Genomic DNA, 15173 nt, shown 5'->3' with positions numbered 1-15173 from the left:
TTCCTCACGCAGACCCGCAGCGCACTGGCGTTGCAGGGGCAGATCGAATCGGTTGTTGACTCCATCCAGGAGCGGCAGCTGACCAACCTGTTCCTTATTGGCGCCGGCGGAACCTACGCCGCGATGCTGCCCTACGAGCACTTCATCCGGTCCCGCTCCACCCTGCCTGTCCGCGCCTCCATCGGCAAAGAGCTCATGCTCACGGATGACCCCACGTTCGGCCCCGGTTCCGTGGCTGTCTTTGCCTCCGTTTCGGGCACTACGGAAGACGTTATCGAGGCCATCGAGTTTGCCAAGGCCAAGGGCGCCTACACCGTTGGGTTTACAGGATTCGGAGATAGCCCCTTCGCCAAAGCCCTCGATGTCGCCTTGGTGACCGAACCCAAAACCTGGCCGTTCGACATCCCGATGATTCTCTTGAGCACCCGTCTCCTTGCCGCGCGGGGCGAATTTGAAGGGTACGAAGAACTGGCGACGGAACTAAAGACCGTCCCCGAAAGCTTGGTCGGCGTCGCCCGTCAAGCAGAATCCGTGGCGGAAGCCTTTGCCGAGAAGAACAAGGACGCTGACTACCATTTCCTTGTCGGCACCGGAAACCTCTGGGGCCTCACCTACCTCTATTCCATGTGCATCCTCGAAGAGATGCAGTGGCTTCGCACAACCCGCGTGCACGGTGCAGAGTTCTTCCACGGTTCCTTGGAACTCATCGAGGAAGACACCAGCCTCATGCTGCTCCTGGGCGAGGATGAGACCCGCCCGCTGATGGACCGTGTGGCCAAGTTCGCCGAAAACTACAACAAGAACACCACCCTGCTGGACAGCAAAGACTACGAACTCCCCGGGGTTAGCCCACGATTCCGTGCACTTCTTGCGCCGCTGATTCTGGACACGGTTCTTGACCGTTTCAGCAAGCACCTCGAACGCGTCCGCAACCACTCCCTGGACCTGCGCCGTTACTACCGGGTGGTCGAATACTGACCAGCACGACGCCCGCAAAGGCATACGGCCGCGCTGCGGGCCCGGTTCTGTCCGGGCCCGCAGCTTCGAGACAGGAAGAGCATGAAAGTAATCGGGTTCGGGGACAACATCGTGGACCGTTTTCTCGACCGCAAAGTGATGTACCCGGGGGGAAACTGCGTCAACGTCGCGGTCTTTGCCCGCCGGCTGGGCGTTGAGTCTGCCTACCTCGGCGTCTTTGGCTCGGATCCGCTGGGCGCTTTTGTCCGCGATGCCATTGATGCTGAGGGTGTTGATACCAGTCAGTGCATCATCCGCGACGGCCTCAACGGGGTCACCGAAATCAAAGTGGTGGACGGTGATCGGATCTTCCTGGGCTGGAACGAAGGCGGCGTCACCACGAGTCATCCCTTCGCGCTGGAGGATGAGCACCTGAAGTACCTGGCTTCAGCCGATCTGGTGCATTCGAGCGTCTATTCGGCGTCCGAGCCCCAGTTGCCTGCCGTTCGAAGCACAGGGACGCTGGTCAGTTTCGACTACTCGTCGGAGCCGGAGCGTCGAACTGACTCCTATTTGACGCAGACGGCGCCCTACGTGGACCTGGCGCTTTTGTCGTGCGGAAACATGGCCGTTGCCGCCGTCGAATATGACCTCAGGCGAGTACATGCGGCGGGCGTTGCGCTTGCGGTGGGGACACGCGGCCAGTTAGGCGCAATGATGTACGACGGCGAACGCTTCCTCACGCAGGCGGCGGCACCTACCGACCCGCTTCGGTTCGCAGACACGATGGGTTGCGGGGATGCCTTCCTGGCGGGAGTGGTGGTCAGCCTGCTTGGCTCCGGCTGGAGCCGGGCGAACCGGCCGCCGGTCGACGCTTTGCAGAAAGCCCTGGCTCGTGGCGCGGAGTCGGCCGCGGCTCAGTGTTATGTGGAGGGCGCCTTTGGATACGGCAGGGCAGTGGAGGTAGCGGCCGGGCAGTCGCGGTAGCTACTAGGATCTGATGCAGAGACAAATCAACGGACGGAACCGCGAACGCGGATTCCACAACTGAAGGGGGCCGGATGGCGACGGATCATCAGAACCACCCGGCTGCCCCCACCATTACCGAAGTAGCAGCAGCTGCGGGAGTGGGGAGGGCCACGGTTGCCCGAACCCTTGGGAACTATGGTTCGGTCAGTGAAGCCACGCGTGCCAAGGTGATGCGGGCCGCCGAGAAATTGGGCTACCAACCGAACACGCTGGCTCGAAGCATGACCACAGGGGTCACCAAAACCCTTGGAATTGTGCTGGCGGACGTGGCCAACCCGTTCTTCTCAGGCGTGCTCAAAGGCATCTCGGAAACGGCGAAATCGGCCGGCTATGACGCCATCATTCTGAGCACTGACGAGAAGCTTGAGCTGGAGCGCGATGCCATCGCCGTCTTGTTGGCAAAGCAAGTGGATGGCCTCGTTGTGGCCTCCGCGGCCGGCCGAAGCGACGACGTCTCGCATCTGTCCAATGCCATTGATCGAGGGACTCCTGTAGTTCTTATTGACCGTTTGGTGGACAAGCTGGAGACGGATTCGGTGGTGATCGACAACAGGGAAGCTGCACGATCAGCGGTCGCCTCGCTGATTCACAACGGGCATCGGCGCATTGCATTCGCGTGGGGGCCCGTGACCCTGAGCCCGGCGACGGATTTGAAACAGATGCACAGCATTCTGGATGAAGCGCTCTGGAGTGATGGTGAACGGCTGAGGGGTTACCTCGACGCGCTCGAAGAGGCCGGGATTCCTTTTGACACTGCTCTCATCACCCACGTTCTCAAGAACGAGGGCCAGGCGACGCGGGCTGTCAGTGGAATGCTGGCTTTGGCGGACCCGCCAACTGCCATTTTCACTACCGAGACTGAGGCGACGGTTGGGGCATTGCATTCGCTCCGTGCCAAAAACCTGCGCCTGCCAAAGGACGTCTCCCTGATCGGGTTCGACGACAGCCCTTGGGCTGCCGTCATGGATCCGCCGCTGACCATGATCCAGCAACCCATGCGCCAAATGGGGGCCGTTGCTTCCCAGCAGCTCATTGCCAGGATCGACGGCGATACGTCTGCCCCGAAGAAGCACGTCCTTCCTTCGCTGCTTGTGGCCCGTTCCTCGGACGGCCCTGTACGCGCTGCCCGCAGCGACTAGAAATTCCTCCCTGTAAATTTCTCTAGCTCTCTTCCCCGCTGCCGCAAATCATGATTCACTGTGGTACCGGTATCACAAATTCCATCCCCAAGTCCCATCCCAGGAGTTACCCCTTCAGCCCGTCTCCGTGAAGCACATCCCAACGGCGGGCATGACTTCCACTCCCGTAGAGGAACCCCGGCTGATCGGCCCTTCGACCGAAAGAAGACATGATGCGTAAAAGCACCCAATCACTGATGGCATTGATGGCCGGCGCCGCTTTGGCGCTTACCGGCTGTTCCGACGGCGGTAGCCAGCCGGCTGCTGTCCTGGATCCCAACGCTGAGCCCCAGTACACAGGAACCCTCAGCATCCTCACGAAGTTTGGCGGAGACCCGCTGGAACCCTACTTTGAGGATCTGGCGGCAGAGTACAAGAAGCAGCACCCGGAAGTGTCCTTCGATCTCATCCAGGAGACGGACCAGAGCATCAAGGACAAGACCAAGACGCTGACTGCGTCCCAGGCAATGCCTGACATCTACTTCACGTGGGCTGGCAGCTGGGCCAACAACTTCATTGATGGAGGACTCGCGGCAGATCTGACCCCGGTCATTGCCCCCGGCACAGAGTGGGGGAACAACTTCGGCGAATCCGCACTGAAAGCATTTGCCAAAGACGGCAAGTACTTTGCGGTGCCGCTCTACAACAACGGCAAGTTCATGGGTTACAACCAGCGGATCTTCAAAGAACTCGGCCTGACACCGCCAGCCACCTTCGGTGAACTCATCTCATCGTGCTCCGTGCTCAAGGGAGCCGGCTACGAGCCGATCTCGTTCGGAAACAAGGACGGCTGGCCGGGGCTGCACTACCTGCAGCAACTTTTCGCCTACGAGGTGCCGGCCGAGACGCTACAAGCCGATTTCAGCCCGGAAACAGCCAAGCTCGAGGACAAGGGTTACCTCAAGGCCATGGACCAGTTCACCACCCTGATCAATGAGTGCACCGGCAGCGGCAAAGATTCCAACGGTGTTCTCTACACCACAGCGCAGCAGGCATTGGCTGAGGGGAAGTCAGGTATGTACTACCAGGAGATCCTGGAGTTCGACTCCACCGCATCTGCCGAATCAAAGCTCAAGCAGGATGGATTGGGTATCTTCAAGCTTCCCGCGGCAACAGACGCCAAGGGCGATCCGAAGGCCATTGAAGGTTCCCCCGAGGGCTACATCATCAATGCGCGTTCCAAGAACGCCGCACTCGCAGCTGATTTCATGAAGTTCGCCACCAACAGCCAGAATGCTGCCAAACTCTCCGCCCCGCCGTATGGGCAGCCCAGCGCAGTCAAGGGCGCAGTTTCTACTGAGAATTCTTCCGGACCTGTCATCGAGGGCATCAAGCAAGTCAATGAAGCGTCCGCGGCGATTACCTGGCTGGACTCCGTAACTGTTCCTGCTGTGGCGGATGCCTGGCTTGCCGGTGGGGAGGCCTTGGTGGCCGGAACTCAGACCCCCGATCAGGTTCTTGCGTCCGTCCGAGCAGCTTCCAGTGCAGCTAAGTAGTAGGCAAAGCCATGACCGTTTCCGATACTGCCTGGAAGCCGGCGGCTCCACCTCCGGCGCCCGTTTCCACTAAGTCCCCGAAAGACCGGGCCGCCAAGTCCGCCCGAACACGTCGCTGGCGCAACGTTGTGTGGGTCCTGCCTGCGGTCCTGCTGCTGGGTGTGTTCGCCTACCTGCCCTTGGTGCAGAACCTTGGCTTCAGTTTCCTCAAGTGGGATATCTACAGCGGCCGCCAAACCTTTGTGGGAGCGGACAACTACGTCCGCATGTTCAACGACCCCATCTTCTGGAAGTCACTCCTTAACAACACGCTCTACGCCATCATCTCCATCGCCTTCCAGGTATTCGGGGCGATGACCCTCGCTGCGATGATCGAGGGACTACGAAGCCAACGTTGGAGGGGAATCCTTCGAGCCGTCTACTTTGTACCCTCCGCGATCTCACTCACAGTCGCTGGTCTCTTGTTCTACTTCATCTACGAACCCGAGATGGGCATCCTGAACGCGGCTTTGGACTTCCTAGGCCTCGGAAACTTCACTCAGGCATGGCTGGGCCAGGAAAACACGGCGATCTTTGCCATCATCGCCATGAGCCAGTGGCAAGGCTTCGGGTATTGCACGCTTCTCTTCTCGGTGGCACTCCAGCGGATTCCCTCCGAACTGTATGAAGCCGCATCCATCGACGGCGTTGGCCCCGTCCAGCGATTCTTTTCGATTTCCTTGCCGCTCGTCAGGGAAATGACCGGCCTCATGATGATTGTCACGGTGTCCGGAGCCTTCCAAGTGTTCAACGAGGTCATGGTGATGACCAGCGGAGGACCGAACAATTCCAGCCAAGTCCTCGGCACCTGGCTCTACAGAAGCGGATTCGTCCGCAACGACTTTGGCTACGCGGCCGCCGTCGCTACTGCTGTCTTCATCATCACGCTGGTCCTGGCCGTCATTCAGCTTCGTATCTCCAAGAAAAGGAGGGTCCAATGGTGACGCGCTCAGCTGTACTGCTGGTACTCGGACGGGTCCTGATCAAAGCGTTCCTGGTTGCCCTCGCCGTCGTCGTTATTTATCCGTTGGTCTGGATGATGCTCAACGGCGTGAAGTCCAACTCCGAGCTGTTCTCCAATCCCTTCGCCCTGCCCATTGCCTGGAAATGGGATAACTACGTCACTGCATGGAATCGGGGAGTGGGTGATTACCTGACTACCAGCGTTTTGGTCACGGTAGCTTCCACCGTTGCGACTGTATTCATCAGTGCTTGGGCAGCCTATGGACTGACCAGGGTGAACATCCCCTTTAACAGGGTGGTGCTCGTCCTCATCCTTGGCGGCCTCATGCTTGCTCCCACGGTTGCCCTGATCCCGCTGGTCAAGATGTTCCAAAGCTTGGGTCTTTATAACAATCTCTGGGCATTGCTGATTCTGTACACGGCGTTCCGTGTTCCGTTCACAACGTTCCTTATCCGGGCTTACATGATGGACCTGCCCGCAGAGGTGGATGAGGCAGCATCAGTGGACGGCGCTTCCAAAGCCCGGGCGTTCTGGCAGGTCATTCTGCCCATGTGCAAGCCAATCCTGGTATCGACTGTCCTCCTGAACATCCTGTTCACATGGAACGAGTACCTGTTTGCCATGGTCTTCACCAGCGGGGGAGCGTTGCAAACCCTGCCGGTTGGGTTGACGAATCTTATGTCCAAGCACGGCACGGACTACCCCGTGGTGTTCGCGGGCATGGCCATCGCGGCAATTCCAGTGATTGTGCTCTTCTTCGCCGGGCAGCGGTACTTTATCCGGGGACTTGCCGACGGAGTTGGTAAGTAGCCATGAGCAAACTGGGCTTGGATCAAGTCAGCGGTTCAAACTTTGCCTACCAGCACCACACCCTTGAGCGCTGCCTCGATGATATGGCCGAACTGGGAAGGACCAAGGTAGAGCTCTGGGGCATCGCCCCGCACCTTCACATACCCCAAACTGATTCAGCACATCTGCGCAAGGTGAAAGGACAGTTGCTGGAGCGGGGGCTCGCCGTCGCCTGCCTTACCCCTGAACAGGTTGCTTATCCCGTCAATATTGCTTCGGGGGAGGAATGGCTTCGAGATCAAAGCCTCCAGTTCTTCTTGCGGGCCGCGGAGGTGTGCAGCGAGCTGGAATCCCCCCTTTTGTTCCTGACTGCGGGACGAGGCTACGAGGACGAACCAGCTGATGTCGCGTGGACGCGGTCTGTTGAAACCCTCCAAACCATCACTCAGCGGGCTGCCGAACTTGGTGTAGCTTGCGTCCTTGAGCCTCTTCAACGCGTCGAGTCGAACCTCGTCACTGACGTCGGCTCGCTTCGTTCAATGCTCGACGACGTCGGATCCTCAACTTTGGGGGTGGTGATTGACACCGTTGCCCTGGCAGCAGCGGGAGAAAGCATCAGCGACTATTCAAAGGCTTTCGGCGAGGGCATCCGACACGTTCACCTTGTTGACGGCGCTCCCACTGGACACCTGGCTTGGGGCGACGGTTTTCTGGATCTGGATGAGATTCTGCGCGAACTCAGCCAGCTGGACTACAGCGGAGCCCTAACGTTTGAACTCTTTGGTGACGGCTCCTACTCACTGGAGCCGCGCACCGCAGTAACGCGATGCCTCGAGGCTGTTGAGACTAGCTTGGCGCAGACGGTGGCTTAGCCCGTTCCCGTGCCGGGGCCACCCCCAGGAGTCGGGGCTTTCCTTCCGCCAGGCGAGCGTCGCACACCCTGAGGGCGGCGACGCTCGCGCGGTACGGCACGGGATGCTAGGCCTTTAGTTTGGGCTTCACATCCTTGTTGTAAATACCTTCCAAGGTTCCTTTGAGCTGCGTCAGCGTCGACTTCACATCGGCTTTTTCGTTCATGATTTTGGTAGCAGCCTTGGCCAGCTCCTGGTCTCCGCCGGGGAGGAACGTTCGCGCGAAGTCCTGGGTTCTGGTTACCTTGAGCTGGTCCACCACGGTTTTGAACTCCGGTGTCTGAGCAACAATCGACGAAATATCTGCTGCTTCAGCCACCGGAAGGTATCCGGTAGCTGAAGACAAAGCCATTGTGCTTTGGGCGTTGGTCATAAAGGTCACGAATTTGGCCGCTGCCAGCTGACGTTCCGGTGAAGTCTTGCTGGCGATCACCAGGCCTGAGCCGCCGGTCGGGCAAACTTGCGTACTCGCTGCGGAGCCTCCCGGCAAGAAACCGACGCCGATCCTCATGTTTGCTTCCTTCGCTGCCTTCAACGTGGCGGCCAAATCTGCTGACGAGCTGATGGTGGCACTTACGGCCCCCGCCTGAAGATCCGTGATGGCGTTCTTGGACGAGACTCCCGCCCAGCCATGTTTCACAATGGAATCCTGTACCCACTGCATTGCAGCGACTGACGCCTCTGAATCAGCCGTAATGTCCCATTCCTTTGACCAGCTGCCGCCCTGTCCCCAGAGAACATTCTGCAGGGTCCACCCGGCATAACCCGCGATCGCCGGGTATTGATAGGCGTTCTGGTAGCCGGAGCTCGACGCATTTGCCTCCTTGATTCCGGGCGCCCACTCTGCGAACTCCTCCCAGGTTGCAGGTGCGCGTTCAGGAACTCCGGCAGCCTTGAAGTGGTCCTTGTTGAAGTAGAACAACGGCGTGGAGCGGGCATACGGGACGGCCCATTGCTGGTTAGAGTGCTTGTAGTCGCCGATCAAGCCGGGGTTGTAGTCGGAAGTGCTCACGCCGACAGCTTTCAGGAGATCGTCAATCGGCAGGATGGCGCCCGAGACGGCGTACCGGAACCACCACACATCAGAAGCGAGAACGACGTCCGGTACTTCACTGCCTGCCTGGGCGGTTTGGAACTTTTGCGCCACCTCCTCGTAATTTGACCCGCCCGTGATGAGGTTGACCTTGATGCCCGGGTTTGCTGCTTGGAAGGCTTCAATCAGCTTCACTTCCGTGTCCCGGGACTTCCCTGGGTGGCTGGACATGAAGCTGATACTCGAGGCCGGCTTGACCTTGGACCATTCGTCCGGGGAGAGCGTCTTGAGTGCGGTGCCGGCACCGTCGGTGGAGGGGCCGGCGCACGCTGCCATAGCGGCGGCGCCAAGAGTAGCTCCGGCCAAACCGAGGAAGTGCTTTCGGGTAAGTGATATGGACATGGAAGAGGTGCCTTTCTAGTGGTCGAAGTGCATTGAGCGGAACTTCGATGTGGTGGGCTTCAGCCTGTGACTGAACCTTGAGTGAGGCCGGAGACGATGTAACGCTGCAATGCAGCAAAGATGACCAGAATCGGCAGGAGGACGATCACGGCGCCGGCCATGAGCATGCCCCAGTTCTGGGTGCTGCCATCGCTATTGACCAGCTGCGTCAGCCCGACGGGGAGGGTCATCATGTCCGGATGGTCAGTGACGATGAGCGGCCAGATGTATTCGTTCCATTCGGAAACGATGGTTACCAACGCAACCGTCGCGATGCTTGGCACCGACACGGGCACCACGATCTTCCAGAGCTTTCGCCAGTGTCCCGCGCCGTCGATTTCCGCGGACTCCATGATTGCCGGAGGCAGGGTGAGGAAGTGCTGACGCAGAAGAAAGGTGCCGAACGCGGTTCCCAAACCGGGAAGGATGATCCCCCAATAGGTGTTCAGGCCTCCCATTCCCGCTATCAATACATAGTTGGGAAGAACGGAAACCTGTGGCGGGACCATCAGCGCCACCAGGATCAGCAGGAAGATGACCCTTTTGAACGGGAATCGGACAAAGACCAGTGCATATGCCGTAAAGACGGCCAGGATGCATTTGATCGTGGACCCAACAACGGTCACGATGACGCTGTTGAGGAAGAACCGCGCGAACGGCACGGTGGACGCTGCGTCCGCATAGTTCTGCAGGTTCGGGTCTTTAGGAAGCAAGGTCAGGTTTGTTGTGACGATTTCCCCCGGTGCCTTCAATGACGACAGCATCATCCACAGGAGGGGGAGGAAAACAACGAGCGTTGCCAGAAGGAGTGGAATGTAGCCTCCCGCGATGGTCCTGCCAAGGTTTTGCCAGGAGAATGGACGGTCGCGGTTGGGAGGAGCTTCTGTGGTTTCGGTGCTCATGAGTAGTGAACCTTTCGCTCCACAAACCGCAACTGCACGGCTGTCATGATGAGCAGACCCACGAACAACACAACGGAGATAGCCGCCGAGTACCCCGCCCGGTTGTAGGAACCGAACGCTTGAAGGTAGGAATCAAAGATCAAAGTGCTGGTTCCGTTGCCTGACGGAGTCATGATCCGAATGATGTCGAACGCCTGCAGGGAGCTTAGTAATGAGGTAATCAGGAGGAAGAACGTGGTGGGGGATAGCAGGGGAACCACGATCGACAAGAAGCGCCGCACATTGCTGGCGCCGTCCAAGGCCGCGGCTTCCATGAGCTGCGTGGGAATGGACTGCAGGCCCGCCAGATACACCACAGCGCAGTAGCCGAGGTTTTTCCAGACATAAACGATGGTGACCATGACCAGCGCAAGCTTCGGATCATTTACCCACTGCGGGCTCACCTGCCCCACACCGCGCAGGATCCAGGAAAGGACGCCGTACGTCGGATCGAAGATGAACAGCCATACCAAGCCGACACCCACGCCGGAAAGGACGTAAGGGGCGAAAACCACAGCCCTTGCAAAGGTCCTGCCCTTGAGTCTCTGATTCAGCGCAAGCGCCACCAGAAGCCCCAGAATCATGGCCCCACCAACAGTTGTGACGGTGAATATGGCGGTGACGCCTAAGACATTTGAAGCATCCGGGGAGCTGAAGAACTCCACGTAGTTGCCTATACCGACGGCGGTGGCGCTGGCGGACCCCAGAGTCCAGTCCAGCGTGGAGTAGTAGATGTTCGTGATGAGCGGACGGTAAGTGAACAGAAGGATGAGCAAAATATTGGGGGCCGCAAATGCGACAAACACCCACGTATCTTTCCGCGTTCTTCGATTCCAGCGTCGCCTCTTGATACCGGCTAGTGGCGGTCTGTCGACCGGCACCCGGCTTGATTGCGCATCGCGGTTTTCCGTGCGAACCCGGTCATGCATTCCACCCGGCGCCGTAGAGGCGGCGACCGATGCGCCATCTGTGTTTGATCTGCCCATAGAGAACCCTCACGTTGACCCCCTCGTCATCGCTGTCCGGGCGATTTAGCACTTGCTGAAAAGCGTTTGTTTCACATTTGACCTGACAACCTAACCTCAGGTCATTTCTCAACCTACACACTTACGGGTGCTATCACAAGACTCATTATTGGAATTGTGGATATCGCTGTTTGCGTTGCCGCCGCGGGGTTTGCGCCGTCTTGCGAGCGCGGAAATAGCATGTATTTACATTCGGACAAAGCCTTGATGAAGATCTGCACAAACGTGCAGAGGCATTGACTGGAACGCCCAAGCGTTGGAAGCATTGCAGCCAGGCCGGCTCACGCCGCGTCTATTTTTCGAACAGCTTCTGCCTGGAACATCCGCGATCGGACTGGGTCTTCCACTTGGACTACAGAAGAAGGGGGTCTTACCGAGTAACAGGAACAGGAGCATGAAGTGATCTTCAGCGCTGATACGCAGTGGTGGCATATGTGCTTGGCCTTGGCCGTGGCGCTTGTATTGTCCACAGCCATTGGATTTGAACGTCAAAGCAAAAACAAGTCGGCGGGTATGCGAACACACGCCATGGTGGGTTTGGGTGCGGCGCTGTTCATGGTGGTCAGCAAATACGGGTTCAGTGATGTGCTGGCGGTGGATTTGGTGAGGTTGGACCCCTCCCGCCTGGCCGCACAGGTAGTGTCGGGCATTGGTTTCATCGGGGCTGGGCTTGTATTCGTGAGGCGGAATCAGGTGCGAGGCCTCACTACGGCCGCCTCCGTTTGGGTGACTGCGGCTGTAGGCACTGGCGCGGGAGCAGGTTTGGTGTTGCCCGCGGTGTTCGTTACCGCAGCGCATTTCGTCATCGTCTACGTCTACCCTGTGCTGACCGGCAAACTTCGCTTCGGCCTTCCGAGCCAGTGGCTGCTGAGAGTTAGCTACGTGGATGGGGTAGGCGCCTTGAGGGATGTTCTGCATACATGTACCGAGCAAGGATTCCGCGTTCAAGGCTTTGCCACCATGCGGGGTTCCGGAGAATCCAAGGGCGTGATGGACCGGTTGATGCAAGGCGCTGAAACCGCTGTGTCTGATCTCGTTGAAATAGAGTTGGAAATTGAAGGAACCATGGCTGTTTCGGACATCGTCGCCAGGCTCTCCCAGCTCTCCACTGTTACTGAAGTTTCCGTCGTTGACGAAGCCGAGTAGGGGCACACGTGATTGAGATTCAAGGGCATCGGGGCGTATTGGCCGATCGTCATGGCAACACCTTGGCGAGCTTCGTTGAGGCGCTCCGTCTTGGCGTCGACGCCATTGAAGTAGATGTCTGGCTCACTTCTGATGGCCAGCTTGCGCTGCGCCACGATGCGGTCATCGATGCCAGGGACATCAGGCTTGAGACACTTCGTGAAGCCAAGGTAGAGAAGCACCCTGCAACCACGACCGACGTCGATGTCGAAACCCGCGTGCCATCCCTCTCTGAAACCTTGGCCCTGCTGCGTTTTGCCAATGCGAGTGGCGTCATTTTGGATATTGAGGTCAAGACCGAGGGGGCAGCCTGGGACGAGTACGGTCATGGGATTGTTACGGTGCTGTCCAAGGTTTTGGCGGCTCATCAAGATGAACAAGCTTTGCGGGTGCGGAGCTTTGATCCCCAAATCATCAAGGCAATGTCCGGCATATTGCCGGGAGTCCCTTTGGTCGCGCTCAGCAGGGCAACAACGTCCTGGGCTCCGGGACTCTACCCATCGACTGCTCAAGACCTGGTGGACGCGGCCTTGGCCACCGGAGCGTCCGCCGTTGCGCCGGCTGTTGGAATTCTCGACGCCGGTTTGGTCGCCGCAGCACATGCCGCTGGGCTGAAGGTATTTCCGTGGACAGTGGAAACAGACGAACAGATCAGTACCGCAGCCGGTCTTGGCGTGGATGGTATATGCGTGAACGACGTCGCTATGGCCCGGCGAGCTTTGACTGAGCTGGGAAAACCTCTTCCACCGGCCCGCCCCATATCGCTGCCCCTGCTGAACCCTGCTCCTTCGGCCTGATCGGAAAGGAACCGCTGGACTGGATCTCACTGGAGAGCTGTGCCGGGGCAGCCCCAGGAGTTGGGGTTTTCCTGGCAGGTGTCGGCGACGAGTGCTTTTTCTGTTTTCCAGACGTGGATTGTTTTGGCGGGTGTGGTGATGTCGAGGGTTCCGTTGATGGGTAGTGGTGGTCCGTTGTTGACGGAGTAGGTGCCGGTGAAGCTGGTGGTGAGGGTTGCTTGGTAGTTGCCGGTGTCTGTGTAGGTGTGGCTGGTTCGGGTCTCGTTGTTGAGCCATTCGGTTTCGGGGATGGAGTAGCCTGCGGCGGGTGTGGGGCCGAGGGTGGTGCCGTCGCCGAAGGTGTAGGTGTAGTTGGCGGGTGTGGCGGTCAGGTGGACTGTTTGGCCGAGGATGGTGATGTCGAAGCCTTGTTCTCCCGTGGTGGCGTAGAAGTTGGTGGGTCCGCCTTTGAGGGTGTGGGGGAAGGGCTGTGCTTCGAGGCTTCCCGGGTTGACGGGAAGTTGGCGAAAGTCGTTGAGGATCCTGGCGGCGATGTTGGCGAGGACGTTTTCGGGTTCGGGGTCGTAGAGGCAGGTGGGTCCGCTGACGGCTGGGTAGTCGGTCCATGTCGGGTTGGTGATGGACTTTGGTGCCTGTCGCCAGATGACCGGTGTGCCTTCTTCGCCTCCCGGTGTCTTGGCCGGGCATTCCATCGTGAGGCAACCCCTGTCGGGAGTGTCCGTTCCGCCCGATCGGCAGTGCACGTCAGCCATGTACTGATTTGGATCCTCGGATGCCGAACCGGTACTCCCACTAGTACCGACTCGAACAGCTTCCCCCTTCAGCGGATCGAACTTCCAAATTACGCCAGCATCAATTGTTCCCTCTTCTTCATTGCTAGTCCCCCACGTTGATGAGCCTCCCGGCCCTTCTACGCCTGCCGCGGGGAGGGCGTGAAACAGGATGGCGGTACAAACGAACACAGCTAGGACGCGGTTAGCGGATGACACCGATCTCCACCACCTTCCAAGACGTATGGAAACGCGCGACGAACACGAAGGCACTATTGGTCGCGGCACTTGGCGGGCGCCCTTCCGTACCGTCTGAGTTGTAGTAGGTAATCGCGTCTTGAATCAACTGCACCTTTGCCAGATGAGACAAGTCGTCGGCCTGCCAGTCGAGCTCCATCGTAGGTACTGTGATTCGTCCCCCAGCCATCCAACGACCGTTGATGTAACTGTCGGACGTTCCATCGAGCAGCTTGCCGCACGCCGTGCATTCGGGAGAGTTCAGTTCGGAGAGGTTTGTAATATCGCCTGTTTCGTTGGCGTAGTTCTTGACCGCATAGTAAAACCCGATAAACGCCTCCAGCCCCGGCTTTGAATTCTCCTTCGCCAGCTCGGGCATAACAGGAACGGGCACATTCTGTGCTTTCCCTTGTGCATCAGCTGGCTTGTAAACGGCGGGTGCTGACGGAGTAGCCGAAGCCTCGGGAACTGAAAAGCTTGAGGTGGGCGTCGCCGTCGTCGTGCTTGTTTCCGTCGGTGAGCTGCTGGGTGTGGCACCGCCGCAGCCGCTCAAGAGCATCGCAAGAGCGAGAGCCAAAACCGCTGGACGGCGGCGAACAAAAGACGAAGACATGAACGAGTGGCGTGGCATGACAGGCTCCCCAGCAGCTGTTTTGGTGGTGTGTCGGCCAGTCTAGGTGGGGCAAACAACCGCGTCCCAGTCAGGAATTCGCGATTGTGGATAACCCGCCTATGGTCTCCGCATGGTGCCCGGCGTATTCTTGCCTCGCCGGCTTGTCATCGCACGCATCTTATTGGGGGGAACCATGTCCACGATCGAACGCCCGCGCCTGTCCACATCCGGGCGCCTAATAGCGGCAGCCTTGCTAATCGTCATGCTGACGCTCAGCGCCTGCACGTTTCCAACGCCTGTTGCGCAGTCCACGCCTAGCGCTGCGGCGTCGTCCGAGGTGCCAGCCGCCGATGTGGGCGCAAGCGCGAGCCCCAATGCAACCACGAGCCCCGATGCACCCACGGGAACGGGTGGTGTCTATGGCGAGTTCGGGTCCATGTCCGAGGCCTGTCTTTCGGTAAGCGCCACGATGCTGAGCGTAACCATCCTGCCGTTGGCGGCAATGGCCGGCGGCAAGCCCGAGGACATCGACAAGGCCAAGCAGGAGTTGTCCAAAATGGAGGGCAAAGTGCCGGAAGAACTGAAGCCGGCGTTCGAGAAACTTCGGGTCTTCACGGAGGCTGCCGGCTCGGACTTCAGCAAATACGGCGACGGGCAGTTTGAAGAACTTATGAAGCCCATCCAGGACTGGACCGAGAAGAACTGTAAGTAGCGCCACCGGGCGCGTTCCCTTCTCTCTGACGCTTCTCCCAAAGCGTCGGAGCTAGA

At 58.9% G+C, this 15173-nt stretch carries 15 protein-coding genes; 10 read left to right on the top strand and 5 right to left on the bottom strand.

Annotated elements, in window-relative coordinates:
* From RIF72_RS16525 to RIF72_RS16495, 7 genes are all read left to right on the top strand, one after another.
* The coding region (locus RIF72_RS16525; protein WP_309075924.1) for an SIS domain-containing protein at nt 1-978 on the top strand (978 nt) is incomplete at its 5' end.
* 81 nt (nt 979-1059) lie between these two features.
* The gene (locus RIF72_RS16520) at nt 1060-1944 is read left to right on the top strand and encodes a PfkB family carbohydrate kinase (protein WP_309075923.1); all 885 of its coding nucleotides are present in this window, start codon (nt 1060-1062) and stop codon (nt 1942-1944) included.
* Nucleotides 1945-2018: 74 nt separating this feature from the next.
* Nucleotides 2019-3125 carry a LacI family DNA-binding transcriptional regulator gene (locus tag RIF72_RS16515; RefSeq protein ID WP_309075922.1) on the top strand — a complete coding sequence of 369 codons (1107 nt, stop codon included), beginning with the start codon at nt 2019-2021 and terminating at the stop codon, nt 3123-3125.
* 209 nt (nt 3126-3334) lie between these two features.
* On the top strand, nt 3335-4660 hold the full coding sequence (locus RIF72_RS16510) for an extracellular solute-binding protein (RefSeq protein WP_309075921.1): 1326 nt from the start codon (nt 3335-3337) through the stop codon (nt 4658-4660).
* A gap of 11 nt (nt 4661-4671) precedes the next feature.
* Nucleotides 4672-5643 (top strand): sugar ABC transporter permease, encoded by a 972-nt coding sequence (locus tag RIF72_RS16505; protein WP_309075919.1) that lies wholly within the window; start codon nt 4672-4674, stop codon nt 5641-5643.
* Complete coding sequence (locus RIF72_RS16500; protein ID WP_017199573.1) at nt 5637-6473, top strand: carbohydrate ABC transporter permease; 837 nt, start codon at nt 5637-5639, stop codon at nt 6471-6473. Before RIF72_RS16505 ends, RIF72_RS16500 begins: the two co-directional genes overlap by 7 nt.
* A 2-nt stretch (nt 6474-6475) precedes the next feature.
* On the top strand, nt 6476-7324 hold the full coding sequence (locus RIF72_RS16495; RefSeq protein WP_309075918.1) for a TIM barrel protein: 849 nt from the start codon (nt 6476-6478) through the stop codon (nt 7322-7324).
* A 106-nt stretch (nt 7325-7430) separates the two neighbouring features.
* On the opposite strand, the gene RIF72_RS16490 is transcribed toward RIF72_RS16495, so the two are convergent.
* Genes RIF72_RS16490 through RIF72_RS16480 form a run of 3 tightly spaced genes read right to left on the bottom strand, consistent with a single transcriptional unit; the run spans nt 7431 to nt 10707 of the window.
* Nucleotides 7431-8798 carry an ABC transporter substrate-binding protein gene (locus tag RIF72_RS16490; RefSeq protein ID WP_309075917.1) on the bottom strand — a complete coding sequence of 456 codons (1368 nt, stop codon included), beginning with the start codon at nt 8796-8798 and terminating at the stop codon, nt 7431-7433.
* A gap of 59 nt (nt 8799-8857) precedes the next feature.
* Nucleotides 8858-9739 (bottom strand): carbohydrate ABC transporter permease, encoded by an 882-nt coding sequence (locus tag RIF72_RS16485; RefSeq protein WP_309075916.1) that lies wholly within the window; start codon nt 9737-9739, stop codon nt 8858-8860.
* On the bottom strand, nt 9736-10707 hold the full coding sequence (locus RIF72_RS16480; protein ID WP_375164241.1) for a carbohydrate ABC transporter permease: 972 nt from the start codon (nt 10705-10707) through the stop codon (nt 9736-9738). The genes RIF72_RS16485 and RIF72_RS16480 overlap by 4 nt, the downstream gene beginning before the upstream one ends.
* Before the next feature lie 495 nt (nt 10708-11202).
* Here RIF72_RS16480 and RIF72_RS16475 point away from each other — a divergent pair, with 495 nt between their 5' ends.
* Both RIF72_RS16475 and RIF72_RS16470 read left to right on the top strand, forming a co-directional pair.
* A complete protein-coding gene (locus RIF72_RS16475) occupies nt 11203-11949 on the top strand; it encodes an MgtC/SapB family protein (protein WP_309075915.1) in 747 nt (248 codons plus the stop codon).
* 8 nt (nt 11950-11957) lie between these two features.
* Nucleotides 11958-12785 carry a glycerophosphodiester phosphodiesterase gene (locus RIF72_RS16470; protein ID WP_309075914.1) on the top strand — a complete coding sequence of 276 codons (828 nt, stop codon included), beginning with the start codon at nt 11958-11960 and terminating at the stop codon, nt 12783-12785.
* 26 nt (nt 12786-12811) lie between these two features.
* Here RIF72_RS16470 and RIF72_RS16465 read toward each other — a convergent pair whose 3' ends face one another.
* Nucleotides 12812-13537 carry a PKD domain-containing protein gene (locus RIF72_RS16465; protein ID WP_309075913.1) on the bottom strand — a complete coding sequence of 242 codons (726 nt, stop codon included), beginning with the start codon at nt 13535-13537 and terminating at the stop codon, nt 12812-12814.
* 223 nt (nt 13538-13760) lie between these two features.
* Nucleotides 13761-14423, bottom strand: a complete 663-nt coding sequence (locus RIF72_RS16460; RefSeq protein ID WP_309075912.1) for a DUF6318 family protein — start codon at nt 14421-14423, stop codon at nt 13761-13763.
* Between the two features lie 175 nt (nt 14424-14598).
* Here RIF72_RS16460 and RIF72_RS16455 point away from each other — a divergent pair, with 175 nt between their 5' ends.
* Complete coding sequence (locus RIF72_RS16455) at nt 14599-15117, top strand: hypothetical protein (protein WP_309075911.1); 519 nt, start codon at nt 14599-14601, stop codon at nt 15115-15117.
* Nucleotides 15118-15173: the final 56 nt, after the last annotated feature.

This window comes from Paenarthrobacter sp. (genome assembly GCF_031180005.1).
Taxonomy (GTDB): domain Bacteria; phylum Actinomycetota; class Actinomycetes; order Actinomycetales; family Micrococcaceae; genus Arthrobacter.
The sequence above is the reverse complement of the archived record's forward strand: the minus strand, read 5'-3'. Positions and strand labels throughout refer to the sequence as shown.

Excerpts from the sequence above, each read along its gene's own strand:
- RIF72_RS16460 (WP_309075912.1), bottom strand. The coding sequence starts at position 14,423 with ATGCCACGCCACTCGTTCATGTCTTCGTCTTTTGTTCGCCGCCGTCCA.
- RIF72_RS16485 (WP_309075916.1), bottom strand. The coding sequence starts at position 9,739 with ATGAGCACCGAAACCACAGAAGCTCCTCCCAACCGCGACCGTCCATTC.
- RIF72_RS16520 (WP_309075923.1), top strand. The coding sequence starts at position 1,060 with ATGAAAGTAATCGGGTTCGGGGACAACATCGTGGACCGTTTTCTCGAC.
- RIF72_RS16455 (WP_309075911.1), top strand. The coding sequence starts at position 14,599 with ATGTCCACGATCGAACGCCCGCGCCTGTCCACATCCGGGCGCCTAATA.
- RIF72_RS16490 (WP_309075917.1), bottom strand. The coding sequence starts at position 8,798 with ATGTCCATATCACTTACCCGAAAGCACTTCCTCGGTTTGGCCGGAGCT.
- RIF72_RS16480 (WP_375164241.1), bottom strand. The coding sequence starts at position 10,707 with ATGCATGACCGGGTTCGCACGGAAAACCGCGATGCGCAATCAAGCCGG.
- RIF72_RS16505 (WP_309075919.1), top strand. The coding sequence starts at position 4,672 with ATGACCGTTTCCGATACTGCCTGGAAGCCGGCGGCTCCACCTCCGGCG.
- RIF72_RS16510 (WP_309075921.1), top strand. The coding sequence starts at position 3,335 with ATGATGCGTAAAAGCACCCAATCACTGATGGCATTGATGGCCGGCGCC.
- RIF72_RS16500 (WP_017199573.1), top strand. The coding sequence starts at position 5,637 with ATGGTGACGCGCTCAGCTGTACTGCTGGTACTCGGACGGGTCCTGATC.
- RIF72_RS16465 (WP_309075913.1), bottom strand. The coding sequence starts at position 13,537 with ATGGCTGACGTGCACTGCCGATCGGGCGGAACGGACACTCCCGACAGG.
- RIF72_RS16495 (WP_309075918.1), top strand. The coding sequence starts at position 6,476 with ATGAGCAAACTGGGCTTGGATCAAGTCAGCGGTTCAAACTTTGCCTAC.
- RIF72_RS16515 (WP_309075922.1), top strand. The coding sequence starts at position 2,019 with ATGGCGACGGATCATCAGAACCACCCGGCTGCCCCCACCATTACCGAA.